We start from the raw sequence: 12,912 nt of genomic DNA, 5'->3' as shown, positions 1-12,912 counted from the left end.
TTGTATAAGGATTGTTTGCTGTGGTCAATGTTTTGAATTTAATAGGAAGAGAAAAAAAGTTATTTATAAGTGATATTTCTTACTATGAAAAAGAGTTATCAAGTATTATTTCTGACTCAAAGTTTTTGGTTTTAGGAGGTGCTGGATCGATAGGTCAAGCAGTGACAAAAGAAGTTTTTAAACGTAATCCAAAGAAGCTTCATATTGTTGATATTTCAGAGAATAATCTTGTTGAACTTGTTAGGGATATCAGAAGTAGCTTAGGATATATTGAAGGGGAGTTTGCTACTTATGCTCTTGATATTGGTAGCCTAGAATATAATGCTTTTATAAAAGCAGATGGTAAATATGACTATGTTTTAAACTTATCAGCATTAAAACATGTAAGAAGTGAGAAAGATCCTTATACTCTGATGAGGATGATTGAAACAAATATTTTTAATACAGATAAAACAATAAAGCAGTCTATTGAAAAAGGTGTGAAAAAATATTTCTGTGTAAGTACTGATAAAGCAGCTAATCCTGTGAATATGATGGGTGCAAGTAAGAGAATTATGGAGATGTTTGCCCATAGAAATTCTGATAGAATTGCTATCTCTATGGCAAGATTTGCAAATGTGGCTTTTAGTGATGGAAGTTTACTTCATGGATTTAATCAGCGAATTCAGAAGAAGCAGCCAATCGTTGCCCCTAATGATGTAAAGAGATATTTTGTAACTCCTCAGGAAAGTGGAGAATTATGTCTGATGTCTTGTATATTCGGAGAAAACAGAGATATATTTTTCCCTAAGCTTAGCGAGAGTTTGCACTTAATCACATTCTCGGAAATAGCAGTTAAATATTTAAAAAACTTAGATTATGAGCCTTATTTTTGTGATAGTGAAGATGAAGCTAGAGAGCTTGTGAGGGCATCGTCAGCCGAAAGAAAATGGCCTTGTTTATTTACGCCTAGTGATACAACAGGTGAAAAAGATTTTGAAGAATTCTTTATTGGTAGTGAAACTTTAGATATGGATAGATTTGGTAGTTTAGGTGTTATCAAAAATAAAACATGTTTTGAGGCAGATAAGCTAGCCTTATTTGAAAAAACGATTACTGCTCTCAAAAATGAACTATCTTGGGCTAAAGAAGATATAAAAAAAGAATTTTTAAAACTGATTCCTGATTTTGGACACAAAGAAACAGGTAAATATCTTGATGGAAAAATGTAATATGGATATGCTAGAAATATTAGATTTTATTAGAATGACTTTTGGAACTAATGAATTTATCCCTTTACATGAGCCTAGATTTATAGGTAATGAAAAGAAGTATTTAAATGAATGTATTGACTCAACTTTTGTATCAAGTGTTGGGGAATATGTTGATAGGTTTGAAAAAAAAATTGCAGACTATGTAGGCAGTAAATATGCTATAGCTACTATGAATGGTACGGCGGCGCTACATGTAGCATTAATTCTTTCAGGTGTAAAAACTGGTAATGAGGTTATAACTCAGCCTTTGACATTTGTGGCCACATGTAATGCTATAAGTTATTGTAATGCAACACCTGTCTTTGTGGACGTAGATCTAGACACTATGGGTATGAATCCTAGTTCTATAAGAGGATTCTTAGAAAAAAACTGTGAAATAAAAAATAGCAGCTGTGTAAATAAGATAACAGGTAATATTATAAAAGCTTGTGTTCCAATGCATACTTTTGGTCATCCATGTAAAATAGATGAGATAAAAGCTATTTGTGATGAGTGGAATGTTGAGTTAGTAGAAGATGCTGCGGAAAGTTTGGGGAGCTACTATAAGAATAAACATACTGGCACATATGGAAAAGTTGGCACCTTCAGTTTTAATGGTAATAAGATTATTACTAGTGGTGGTGGTGGTGTGATAGTCACGGACGATGAAGATTTATCTAGGAGAGCTAAGCACCTCACTACTACTGCAAAAGTTCCTCATCCTTATGAATATGTGCATGATAAAATAGGTTATAATTATAGGCTTCCGAATATAAATGCGGCTTTACTTGTGGCTCAGTTAGAGCAATTGGATAAATTTTTAGATTCAAAAAGAGATTTAGCTAGTAAATATCAAAAATTTTTTAATAGTCAGATTGTTAAATTTATTCAAGAGCCTGTAAATTCAAAGTCAAATTATTGGCTTCAGGCTGTAATGTTTGAGGATAAGAGCCAAAGAAATAGTTTTTTAAAATATACCAATGCAAATAATATAATGACAAGACCTATTTGGAGGCTTATGAGTGAGTCAGAGATCTTTAAGAATTGCCAAAGTGTAGATTTAAGTAATGCAAAATATTTTGAAGAAAGAATTGTGAATATTCCTAGTTCGGTGATTCTATGATTGAAGAGAAAATAATTCTTGTTGGTGGTGGTGGACACTGTCATAGTGTGATCGATGTTATAGAACAGGAAAATAAATATCGGATATTAGGTATAATTGATATTAAAGAAAATATAGGTAAAAACATATTAGGATATCCTATTATTGGTTGTGATGATGACTTAGAAACTATTTTTAAAACATGCAAAAACGCATGTATAACAGTAGGATATATAAAATCAAACGATCTAAGAGTAAAGCTTTTTAATCTATTAAAACATATAGGTTTTAATTCACCTACTGTCACTTCGCCACTCGCATATGTTTCGAAACATGCAAAAGTGGAAGAGGGAACGGTTGTGATGCACTATGCTATTGTAAATGCTAATGCGAGAGTAGGGAGAAATTGTATAATAAATACTAAAGCATTAGTAGAGCATGATTGTAAAGTTGAAGATAATTGCCATATTTCAACTGCAAGTGTTTTAAATGGTGGAGTGATAGTAAAAGAGAATACTTTTTTTGGAAGTAATGCAACCTCAAGGCAAAATATTGAAATCTGTGGATTTATAAAGGCAGGAGGCTTGGTGAAATGAGTAATGTATTTATAATAGCAGAAGCTGGAGTAAATCATAATGGTTCAACTGAGCTTGCAAAAAAATTAATAAATGTTGCTGCTGATAGCGGCGCTGATGCTGTTAAATTTCAGACATTTAAGGCTGAAAAATTAGTATCTAGAAATGCTGAAAAAGCTAATTATCAAAAAGAAAATATGAATGATGGCGATGACTCTCAGTTTAGCATGCTGAAAAAGCTTGAGTTAGATATAGATACGCACAGTGAACTTATAAACTATTGTAAACAAAAAAATATCATGTTTCTTTCAACTCCTTTTGATCACGATAGTATTTATATGTTAGATGAGTTAGGCCTTGAAGTATTTAAAATTCCAAGTGGTGAAATTACAAATCTACCATATTTAAGACATATTGGAAGTTTAAACAAAAAAGTAATTTTATCAACTGGTATGGCTGATATTGGTGAGATAGAAGATGCTCTAGATACTCTTTTAGAAGCTGGTACAAAGAAAGAGAATATAACAGTGCTTCATGCTAATACTATGTATCCAACACCTATGGAAGATGTTAACTTAAGAGCAATGGTAACTATTGGTCGTGCTTTTAATGTTCTGTATGGCTATAGCGATCATACTTTAGGTATAGAGATTGATATTGCAGCAGTTGCGATGGGTGCTAGTTGTATAGAGAAACATTTTACTCTAGATAAATCTATGGAGGGACCAGATCATAAAGCAAGCCTTGAGCCCGGTGAGCTAAAAGAAATGGTAAGAGCTATAAGAAATATAGAGTTGGCTCTGGGAAGTGCTATAAAAAAGCCATCTAAAAGTGAAACCCCTAATATTGCTGTTGTAAGAAAGTCTATAGTGGCAAAAACAGAGATAAAAAAAGGTGATATTTTAACAGGTAATAACATGACTGTAAAAAGACCTGGGTATGGCATAAATCCAATGAAGTGGGATGAAGTTCTTGGATCTGTTGCAACAAAAGACTATGAAGAAGATGATCTGATATGAAACGAAAAGTATGCGTAGTTACAGGTACAAGAGCTGAGTATGGCCTTCTTTATTGGCTTATGAAAGGGATTGAAGCAGATAGTGACCTAGAGCTTCAAATTATAGCTACAGGGATGCATTTAAGTCCAGAGTTTGGATTAACCTATATAGATATCGAGAAAGATTTTGAGATAGATAAGAAAATTGAGATGTTGGTATCTTCCGATACAGCTATTGGAATTTCAAAATCAATGGGATTAGCTCAAATCTCTTTTTGTGAGGCTTATGAAGATTTAAAGCTAGATATTTTGGTAGTTCTTGGAGATAGGTATGAGATATTTAGTGCTGTAAGTGCTGCTATGATAGCTCAAATACCAGTAATACATCTTCATGGTGGAGAAACTACAGAGGGTGCTTTTGATGAATCTATCAGGCATGCTATAACTAAGATGAGCCATGTACATTTCACAGCAACAGAAGAATATAAAAATAGAGTAATACAGTTGGGTGAGCATCCATTTAGAGTTTTCAATGTTGGTGGTTTGGGTATTGAAAATGTCAAAAGACTACCTTTGTTATCAAAAGAAGAGTTTGAAAAATCAATAGATTTTAAATTAGCTAACAAGAATATTATAGTAACCTTTCATCCAGTTACTTTGGAAAAAAGTACAGCAAAAATACAGTTCCAAGCTTTACTAGATGCAATTGATGAGTTACAAGATATTCATGTGATATTTACAAAGGCAAATAGCGATACTGATGGTAGAATTATCAATCAGATGATTGATGAGTATGTTGTTAAGAATTATGATAAAGCTGTAGTCTTTACATCATTGGGGCAGTTACGATATTTAAGTGCTTTACAATATGTGGATGCAATGATTGGTAATAGTTCTAGTGGCTTAATTGAGGCTCCCAGTTTTAAGATAGGCACTGTTGATATAGGTGATAGGCAAAAGGGGCGTATAAAAGCTGATAGTGTTATTGATTGTGAATCTAATAAAGTTGCTATTTCTGCAGCTTTTAAAAAGTTATATTCTAAAAAATTTCAAAAAACATTAGCTAATACAGTAAATCCATATGGCAATGGATGTGCCAGCCAAAAAATTATAGAAGTAATAAAAAGTGTTGAATTGAATGATATTATAAAGAAATCATTCTATGATATTGGGGCCTAAAATGAGAAGTGTAGAGAATATAAAAATAGATATTTACACGACAATAAGAGAAGCTTTAAAAGTTATAAATTCTGGATCTATGCAGATAGCAGTAGTAACTAAAAGTAATGGTGAGTTGATTGGGACACTAACAGATGGAGATATAAGAAGAGGTTTCCTTAATGGTCTAAATATGGATAGCTCTATAGAGACTATTGTGTTTAGAGAACCAATTATATCTTACGTTGGTGAAACAACAGAAAGTATTATTAAAAAAGCAACCATAAAAAAGATTCACCAAATACCAGTTGTAGATGGTAATGAGATAGTGATAGGTTTACACTTATTAGAGGAGTTATCATTACCGCAAACGAAACCAAATAGAGTTGTTTTGATGGTTGGAGGACTTGGAACGAGACTAAGACCACTTACAAATAATGCACCAAAACCAATGTTGCATGTTGGAGAAAAGCCTATACTACAAACGATAGTCGAGGGGTTCGTTAATTGCGGATATGAAAATATTACAATGTGTGTGAATTATAAATCACACATGATACAGGATTATTTTGGTGATGGTAGTAAGTTTGGAGCAAAAATAGATTACATATTAGAAGAAACAAGAATGGGTACAGCTGGGGCTTTAACTCTTCTGGAAGAGAGGCCTATAGAGCCATTTTTTGTTATGAATGGTGACTTGCTTACAAATGTTAATTTTGAAAGTCTTAATGATTATCATAGATATAATTCTGCTGTAGCGACTATGTGTGTAAGAGAGTATGATTTTCAGGTTCCTTATGGCGTAGTTAAAATGGATGGGAATAATATTGTATCGATACAAGAGAAACCTGTTCATAGTTTTTATGCTAGTGCAGGCATATATATGTTATCACCTGAGGCAATTGACTATATTCCACAAAAACAGTTTTATGATATGCCAGTTCTTTTCGAAAAATTAATAAAAGCCCAAGAAAAAACGGTGTCTTTTCCATTGAAAGAATACTGGTTGGATATTGGTAGGATTGAAGAGTATAAAAAAGCAAATTCTGAGTACGATGAGGTTTTTTAATGAAAGCTTTAATTATAGGATATGGATCTATAGGTAAAAGACATCACGAGGTTTTATCTAGTTTTTCTAATATTAAATCTATAGATTTAGTTACTAAGCAAAATATAGTAGATGTTAATTGCTTTAAGAGCTTAGAGGATATTTCTGACTATAATATTTATGATTATTTTATAGTTGCTTCAGAGACGAGTAAACATTATGAGCAGTTAAAGTTTTTAGATAATATAATTTCAGGAAAGCTTATTTTTTGTGAAAAACCTTTGTTTGAGACAAATAAAAGTATAGATATATTTAACAATATAGTGTTTGTTGGCTATGTGCTTAGGTTTCATCCTCTCTTAGTAAAACTGAAGATTCTTTTAGAAAAAGAAACTATAATCTCAATAAATGCTAAATGTGGTCAGTACCTACCATCCTGGAGGCCAAGCTCAGGTTATAGAGAGTGCTATAGTGCTAAAAAATCAGAGGGAGGCGGAGTTTTATTGGATTTGAGTCATGAGATTGATTATGTTCAATGGCTATGTGGACAAATAAACAATATAAAAAGTTATCAAGTAAAGATATCAGATTTAGAAATAGATTCTGATGATTTGACAATGCTAATAGGGCAAACAAGTAAAAATGTATTTGTGAATATTTCAATAGACTATATCAGTAAGAAGACTCATAGAAAACTATTAATTGAAACCTTTGAACATACTTATGAAGCTGATTTTATATCCAATAATTTAATTAAAAAAAATAAAACAGGGATTGAAGAAATATATTCTTTTTCAAACTTAGAGAGGAATTACATGTTTGAAAAAATGCATAAGGATGTTTTGAGTGAGCAAAAAACAGTTTGTAATTTTAAAGAAGCTCTAGAGGTTATGAAAACCATATCAATAGTACAGGAGCAAAATAGATGAACAATATTTTATGTACAATTTGTGCAAGAGGTGGTTCAAAAGGTGTTAAAAATAAGAATATTAAGCTCCTTAATGGAAAGCCGCTTATTGCTTATACAATAGAACAAGCACAAGCTTCAGAACTTTTTGAGCATATTATAATTAGCACTGATAGTGATGAAATTGCTGATATTGCTATAAATTTTGGCGCAGAAGTTTTTTTTAAGCGTAGTACTGAGATGGCAGATGATACTGCTGGTAAGTTAGATGTTATTAGAGATGCATTTTCCAGAAGTGAAGTACATTATCGTAAAAAATTTGATTATCTTATAGATTTAGATGCTACAGCACCTCTTAGAGATGTAAAAGATATAGAAAGATCTTTCAAACAGTTTAGAAAAAATAATAATGATAATTTAATAACAGCAATGCCAAGTAGAAGAAATCCTTATTTTAATTTAGTCGAACAAGATAAAGATGGGAAAGTATATTTGTCAAAAAAACTTAATAGTAGTGTTGTTAGAAGACAAGATGCTCCTAAGTCTTATGATATGAATGCTTCCATTTATATATGGAAAAGAGGCTCGATTTTAAAAGAGAATTCATTATTTTTAGAAAAAACGGGACTATATGTGATGCCAGAAGAAAGATCTATAGATATTGATACTGAATTTGATTTTAAATTTGTAGAATTTTTGATGAGAGAAAAATATGCTAAATAATAAGGTTGTTGTTATAACTGGTGGGGCCGGTCTCATTGGCCAAGAGTTTGTTGTTGCTGTTATTGAAAATGGTGGGACTGCAATCATTGCTGATATAAATGAGAATTTAGCTGCTAAGGTTGCTCAAAATTTATCAAGAAAGTTAGATGTAATAAGCATTGATTTTATAAAGCTTGATATAACATCAAAAAAATCTTTAGAAGAGTGCATCAGCTATGCAGATGAAAAATATGGTAAAGTAGATGCGCTTGTTAATAGTGCTTATCCTAGGAACAAGAGCTATGGGAAGTACTTTTTTGATGTTGAGCATAGTGATTTTGTGGAGAATTTTGGGTTGAATTTAGGTGGGTATTTTACTGCTTCACAACAATTTGCTAAATATTTTCAAGAACAAGGCTATGGTAATATTGTGAATATAAGCTCTATTTATGGCGTGGTTGCTCCTGACTTTGAAATATATAATGATACAGCTATGACAATGCCTATCGAATATGCTGTGATAAAGTCAGGACTTATCCATTTAACTAAGTATATGGCCAAATATTTTAAGGGTTGGAATATTAATGTAAATAGCTTAAGTCCAGGTGGAATTTTTGATAATCAACCAGAGCCTTTCCTAGAAAAATATAAAGAAAAATGTTTAAATAAAGGTATGCTTGATAAAAGTGATTTAAGAGGCACTTTGATCTATTTGCTTAGTGATATGAGTAAATATGTGAATGGGCAAAATATTGTAGTAGATGATGGATTTAGTCTTTAGGCCTTGATTGTTGAAAGTAAAGCTAGCCTGAAAGTAATTATAATAAAGTGGAGATGGGAAATATGAGTAAAAAAATATTTTGGTGTACAAACTGTTTGAATATGTCAACAAGACCTAGAATTTCCTTTGATGAAAGAGGCTGGTGTAATGCATGTCAATGGATGGAAGAGAAAAAAAATATGGACTGGTCTCAAAGACAGGATGAGTTAACTAGCTTATTAAATAAATATAGATCAACTTCTGGAAATTTTGATTGTATTGTGCCTGTAAGTGGAGGGAAAGATGGTTCATATGTTGCATATACATTAAAGCATAAATACGGAATGAATCCATTAGCAATAACAGTTAAGCCAGCACTATCCTTAGATATTGGAGATCAAAATTTATCAAACTTTATACAGTCAGGATATAACCATATTCACATTTCTACTAATCCAAAAGTTCTGGATAGATTAAATAAGTATGGGTTCATTGAAAAAGGCTTTCCTTATTATGGATGGTTAATAGCAATTATGACGGCTGTTATAAAAACTGCTGTTAACTTTAAGATTCCATTGATATTTTATGGTGAGGATGGAGAAATAGAATATGGAGGTTCAACAGAGAGCAAGAATAAAGCCTTGTACGATATTGGATATATGAAAAGAGTTTATTTAGAAGGTGGTCATGAGAAGGTTTTTAATAGGGTTAAGCAAGATGGAGATATTAGTGAAGCAGATTTAGCTTTTTTCCAGTTTCCTGAAGAAAAAGATGTGTCCGAGATAGGTCTTTCATTTACTCATTGGTCATACTTTGAGGCTTGGGATTCATATAGAAATTATGTAGTAGCAAAAGATTTCTGTGGATTAGTTGAAAAAGATGATGGTAACCATGATACTTTTACAAACTTTTCACAAAATGATCAAGCATTATATGCGTTACACGCATACTTAATGTACCTGAAGTTTGGTTTTGGTAGGGCGACACAAGATGCAGGTATCGAGATAAGAAGAGGCTCAATGACTAGGGATCAGGCAGTGAATCTTGTAAGAATGTATGATAATGCATATCCATATGATTTGATAGACACTTATTTAGAGTATTATGGTATGACTAAAAAAGAGTTTGATTTGGTTTTAGAGAAGTACGTGAATAAAGATTTGTTTGAAATGATCGATGGAATCTGGCAACCGAAGTATGTGGTCGGAGAAGAATTCATTATATGAAGATTGTAATAGTTGATTATGGCATGGGGAATATAAGATCTATAGTGAGTACTTTTAAATATTTAGGGGTTAATAATATTATAGTATCTGATAGACATGATGATATAAGGTCAGCTGATAAATTACTTCTTCCTGGTGTTGGATCATTTGCAAAAGCAATGAGTAATATTAGAGCAAGAGATATAGACAAATATTTGAATGAAGAAGTGATAGAAAAGAAAAAACCAATACTTGGTATCTGTCTTGGAGCACAATTGTTATGTAATGGTAGTGAAGAAGATGGTGGTTCGGTAGGGCTTGGTTATATAGATGTAGAATGTGAGAAATTTAAAGTGAGTGATGTAATTGTACCTCATGTAGGGTTCAATCAAATCAGTGTTAATAACGTGAGTAAGCTTTATTATGATTTTGACCTAATAGCGGATTTTTATTTTACACATAGTTTTAAGCTTCAAAACAAAGGTAATATTAAACAATCAGTATGTAATTATGGAGGAGACTTTATAGCCTCTTATGAATCTGATAATATTGTAGGTACGCAATTCCATCCTGAGCTGAGTCAAACTAATGGTCTTAGGTTGCTTAAAAACTTTATAGAGAAATTCTAAATGCTTCGAAAAAGAATAATATTTACACTTATCTACCATAATAACAAGTTTAACCAAAGTAGAAATTTTAGACTTCAGGGCGTTGGTGGTATTGATTGGCTTGAAAAAAATTATAAATTCTGTGATATAGCTTTTTCTCTTGATGAGCTGATAGTAATAAATGCTAATAGAGATGATAAAAAAATAGATAAATTTGCAAAGGTTTTGAGTAGGCTTGTTGATGATGTCTTTATCCCTGTAGCCGCTGGTGGAGGTATAAATAGCATTGAAGATGCAAACCTTTTGTTTAATAGTGGTGCTGATAAGTTGCTATTAAACTCTTTACTTTATGAAAACCCTGATCAGGTTGAAAAGATTATTAAACAGTATGGTTCACAAAGTGTAGTAGCATCAATTGATTATAAAATCATAAATGGTAGGGAAGTAGTATTTATTAATGATGGAAGAAAACCGATTGAGATATCACTGGTTGAGTTTATTAAGTATGTCGAAAGTTTAAATGTTGGAGAAATATATTTGAATTCAATAGATAGAGACGGAACTGGTTTTGGATATGATCTTAAAACAATTGATAGAGTAAAGGAAACTATAAAAATACCGCTAATTATAGCTGGAGGTGCTGGAAATGAAAATCACCTTATTGATGGGTTGAAAAGGAATCGTGTTGATGCTGTTGCTACTGCAAATCTTTTTAATTTTGTTGGTGATGGTCTACCAAAAGCTCGGAAAAAAATAATTAGTGAAAAATTAAATATTTCTAAATGGATAAAATAAGGAAGAAACCATGGTAGTTATTGGGATTTATGATGACCATAATGCATCCGCATCGTTATCAATAAATGGGGAAATAGTTTGTGCGGTTCAAGAGGAAAGGTTTACAAAAAGAAAAAATGAAAAAGGTTTTCCTAAAAATTGTGTTAAATATATTATGCAAAAATATGCTCTTTCAAATGAAAATATTGATCTAATTGCAATGTCAACTATTCAAAGAAATGATTTGAATAATTTAAGCTATCCAATTGACACTGTTTTTGGCGTTAATGATCATATTGATATGATGGAAAACTATTGGAAACCGAAACTTGCTGGACAAAATTACCCTAGGGATTATGTGAAAAAAGTTTTTGAACAAAAATTTGAAAATCAAAAGACTTTTTATCAGGTTCCAGAAAGCTTTCATAACCTAGAAAAAGATAAATTACAAAATGCGATTGTTGAACTAGTTATATCTGACGTATCAGATTTTATGAAAATTGATAAATCAAAAATAAAATTCTATGATCATCATACCTGCCATGCTATGTATGGCTATTTTGCTAATCCTAATAAAAAAAATAAGACTATAGCTATTACAGTTGATGCTTATGGTGATGGAAAAAATCAAACTGTTTGGAAAATAGAAAATGAAAAGTTTGAACTTATATCAGAGAGTAATCAATGTGATATAGCAAGACTATATAGAATGGTAACTCTATATCTGAGAATGAAGCCCCTTGAGCATGAGTTTAAAGTAATGGGGCTTGCTCCATATTCAAAATATGAGTATGCAAAAAAGGTTGAAAATATTTTTGATGAGTTATTGCAGTTTGATGAATTAAAAATAGTTTATAAAAATAGACCTTCTGATCTTTTCTGTTTTTTAAATGAAAATTTGAAGTATCACAGGTTTGATAACATTGCTGGAGGTATCCAGCAGTATACTGAAAAAATGTTGATAGAATTATTTAATAGAGCGAATAAGAAAATTGGATTTACTAATTTTGTTTTCAGTGGTGGTGTTGCAATGAATGTTAAAGTAAATAAAGTACTAGGAGATCAGAAGTTTATTGACACTCTTTTTGTAGCAGGCTCTTCATCTGATGAGTCTCAGAGCATTGGAGCATGCTATTTTGCTAATTATGAAAATGATATAACAAATAAGCCTTTACCAAATTTATATCTTGGAAATGAAAACACTAATGATGATATTTCTAAGTATATTAAAACTTTCAATCTAGATAAAAAATATAATATTTCAGAAATGAATAATAAGTATGTTGCTAAACTTCTTGCAGATGGAGAGGTTGTTGCGAGGGTTTGCGGAAGAATGGAGTTTGGCTCGAGGGCTTTGGGTAATAGAAGTATTTTAGCAAACCCATCAAATCCTGAAATTATCCAATATATTAACGAACTTATTAAGGGGAGAGATTTTTGGATGCCTTTTGCTGCTACAGTTTTAGATAAATTTCAAGATAAATACTTAATAAATCTAAAAGGATTTGAATCAAGATATATGGCAATAGCAATGGATACAAAAAAAGAGTTTCTAAAAGATATAAAAGCTGGCACGCATCCATATGATGAGACAATTCGTCCACAAATATTAACTAAAGAACAAAATAAAGAGTACTATGAATTAATAGAAGAATTCACAAAAATCACAGATATAGGAGCTTTATTAAATACCAGTTATAATTTACATGGTTTACCAGTTGTTAATGATGTATTTGATGCAATGCATGTGTTTGAAAATTCTGGGTTGAAATACTTAATATTGGAAGATTTTTTGATTTCAAAGTTATAAAGACTAATTGTTTTTTTAAATGTTGTATCCCTTA

General features: G+C 31.5%; 13 protein-coding genes. All 13 read left to right on the top strand.

The features are described from left to right. The first annotated feature begins 32 nt into the window (after nucleotides 1-32). Nucleotides 33-1,211 (top strand): UDP-N-acetylglucosamine 4,6-dehydratase, encoded by a 1,179-nt coding sequence (locus tag CDV26_RS09145; RefSeq protein WP_245806432.1) that lies wholly within the window; start codon nucleotides 33-35, stop codon nucleotides 1,209-1,211. After that, nucleotides 1,198-2,355, top strand: a complete 1,158-nt coding sequence (locus CDV26_RS09140; protein ID WP_276328719.1) for a LegC family aminotransferase — start codon at nucleotides 1,198-1,200, stop codon at nucleotides 2,353-2,355. The genes CDV26_RS09145 and CDV26_RS09140 overlap by 14 nt, the downstream gene beginning before the upstream one ends. Continuing rightward, nucleotides 2,352-2,930 carry a NeuD/PglB/VioB family sugar acetyltransferase gene (locus CDV26_RS09135; protein WP_211276365.1) on the top strand — a complete coding sequence of 193 codons (579 nt, stop codon included), beginning with the start codon at nucleotides 2,352-2,354 and terminating at the stop codon, nucleotides 2,928-2,930. The genes CDV26_RS09140 and CDV26_RS09135 overlap by 4 nt, the downstream gene beginning before the upstream one ends. Next, the gene (gene neuB / locus CDV26_RS09130; protein WP_088773011.1) at nucleotides 2,927-3,928 is read left to right on the top strand and encodes an N-acetylneuraminate synthase; all 1,002 of its coding nucleotides are present in this window, start codon (nucleotides 2,927-2,929) and stop codon (nucleotides 3,926-3,928) included. The genes CDV26_RS09135 and neuB overlap by 4 nt, the downstream gene beginning before the upstream one ends. Then, complete coding sequence (gene neuC / locus CDV26_RS09125; RefSeq protein WP_088773010.1) at nucleotides 3,925-5,085, top strand: UDP-N-acetylglucosamine 2-epimerase; 1,161 nt, start codon at nucleotides 3,925-3,927, stop codon at nucleotides 5,083-5,085. The genes neuB and neuC overlap by 4 nt, the downstream gene beginning before the upstream one ends. Nucleotide 5,086: 1 nt before the next feature. After that, the gene (locus CDV26_RS09120; RefSeq protein ID WP_088773488.1) at nucleotides 5,087-6,133 is read left to right on the top strand and encodes a nucleotidyltransferase family protein; all 1,047 of its coding nucleotides are present in this window, start codon (nucleotides 5,087-5,089) and stop codon (nucleotides 6,131-6,133) included. After that, nucleotides 6,133-7,041 carry a Gfo/Idh/MocA family protein gene (locus CDV26_RS09115; RefSeq protein ID WP_088773009.1) on the top strand — a complete coding sequence of 303 codons (909 nt, stop codon included), beginning with the start codon at nucleotides 6,133-6,135 and terminating at the stop codon, nucleotides 7,039-7,041. Before CDV26_RS09120 ends, CDV26_RS09115 begins: the two co-directional genes overlap by 1 nt. Beyond that, the gene (locus tag CDV26_RS09110) at nucleotides 7,038-7,742 is read left to right on the top strand and encodes an acylneuraminate cytidylyltransferase family protein (protein ID WP_088773008.1); all 705 of its coding nucleotides are present in this window, start codon (nucleotides 7,038-7,040) and stop codon (nucleotides 7,740-7,742) included. Before CDV26_RS09115 ends, CDV26_RS09110 begins: the two co-directional genes overlap by 4 nt. Next, the gene (locus CDV26_RS09105; RefSeq protein ID WP_088773007.1) at nucleotides 7,732-8,502 is read left to right on the top strand and encodes an oxidoreductase; all 771 of its coding nucleotides are present in this window, start codon (nucleotides 7,732-7,734) and stop codon (nucleotides 8,500-8,502) included. The genes CDV26_RS09110 and CDV26_RS09105 overlap by 11 nt, the downstream gene beginning before the upstream one ends. Before the next feature lie 62 nt (nucleotides 8,503-8,564). Further along, the gene (locus tag CDV26_RS09100) at nucleotides 8,565-9,707 is read left to right on the top strand and encodes an N-acetyl sugar amidotransferase (RefSeq protein WP_088773006.1); all 1,143 of its coding nucleotides are present in this window, start codon (nucleotides 8,565-8,567) and stop codon (nucleotides 9,705-9,707) included. Continuing rightward, a complete protein-coding gene (hisH, locus tag CDV26_RS09095) occupies nucleotides 9,704-10,315 on the top strand; it encodes an imidazole glycerol phosphate synthase subunit HisH (RefSeq protein ID WP_088773005.1) in 612 nt (203 codons plus the stop codon). The genes CDV26_RS09100 and hisH overlap by 4 nt, the downstream gene beginning before the upstream one ends. Continuing rightward, the gene (locus CDV26_RS09090; RefSeq protein ID WP_088773004.1) at nucleotides 10,316-11,089 is read left to right on the top strand and encodes a HisA/HisF-related TIM barrel protein; all 774 of its coding nucleotides are present in this window, start codon (nucleotides 10,316-10,318) and stop codon (nucleotides 11,087-11,089) included. 10 nt (nucleotides 11,090-11,099) lie between these two features. Continuing rightward, a complete protein-coding gene (locus tag CDV26_RS09085; RefSeq protein ID WP_088773003.1) occupies nucleotides 11,100-12,878 on the top strand; it encodes a carbamoyltransferase C-terminal domain-containing protein in 1,779 nt (592 codons plus the stop codon). Nucleotides 12,879-12,912: the final 34 nt, after the last annotated feature.

The sequence above is a fragment of the Francisella halioticida genome (genome assembly GCF_002211785.1).
Classification (GTDB): domain Bacteria; phylum Pseudomonadota; class Gammaproteobacteria; order Francisellales; family Francisellaceae; genus Francisella; species Francisella halioticida.
Note: the sequence above shows the minus strand (reverse complement) of the source record. Positions and strands in the feature narration are given on the sequence as shown.

Excerpts from the sequence above, each read along its gene's own strand:
- hisH (WP_088773005.1), top strand. The coding sequence starts at position 9,704 with ATGAAGATTGTAATAGTTGATTATGGCATGGGGAATATAAGATCTATA.
- CDV26_RS09090 (WP_088773004.1), top strand. The coding sequence starts at position 10,316 with ATGCTTCGAAAAAGAATAATATTTACACTTATCTACCATAATAACAAG.
- CDV26_RS09115 (WP_088773009.1), top strand. The coding sequence starts at position 6,133 with ATGAAAGCTTTAATTATAGGATATGGATCTATAGGTAAAAGACATCAC.
- neuC (WP_088773010.1), top strand. The coding sequence starts at position 3,925 with ATGAAACGAAAAGTATGCGTAGTTACAGGTACAAGAGCTGAGTATGGC.
- CDV26_RS09120 (WP_088773488.1), top strand. The coding sequence starts at position 5,087 with ATGAGAAGTGTAGAGAATATAAAAATAGATATTTACACGACAATAAGA.
- CDV26_RS09085 (WP_088773003.1), top strand. The coding sequence starts at position 11,100 with ATGGTAGTTATTGGGATTTATGATGACCATAATGCATCCGCATCGTTA.
- CDV26_RS09105 (WP_088773007.1), top strand. The coding sequence starts at position 7,732 with ATGCTAAATAATAAGGTTGTTGTTATAACTGGTGGGGCCGGTCTCATT.
- CDV26_RS09135 (WP_211276365.1), top strand. The coding sequence starts at position 2,352 with ATGATTGAAGAGAAAATAATTCTTGTTGGTGGTGGTGGACACTGTCAT.
- CDV26_RS09140 (WP_276328719.1), top strand. The coding sequence starts at position 1,198 with ATGGAAAAATGTAATATGGATATGCTAGAAATATTAGATTTTATTAGA.
- CDV26_RS09100 (WP_088773006.1), top strand. The coding sequence starts at position 8,565 with ATGAGTAAAAAAATATTTTGGTGTACAAACTGTTTGAATATGTCAACA.
- CDV26_RS09110 (WP_088773008.1), top strand. The coding sequence starts at position 7,038 with ATGAACAATATTTTATGTACAATTTGTGCAAGAGGTGGTTCAAAAGGT.
- neuB (WP_088773011.1), top strand. The coding sequence starts at position 2,927 with ATGAGTAATGTATTTATAATAGCAGAAGCTGGAGTAAATCATAATGGT.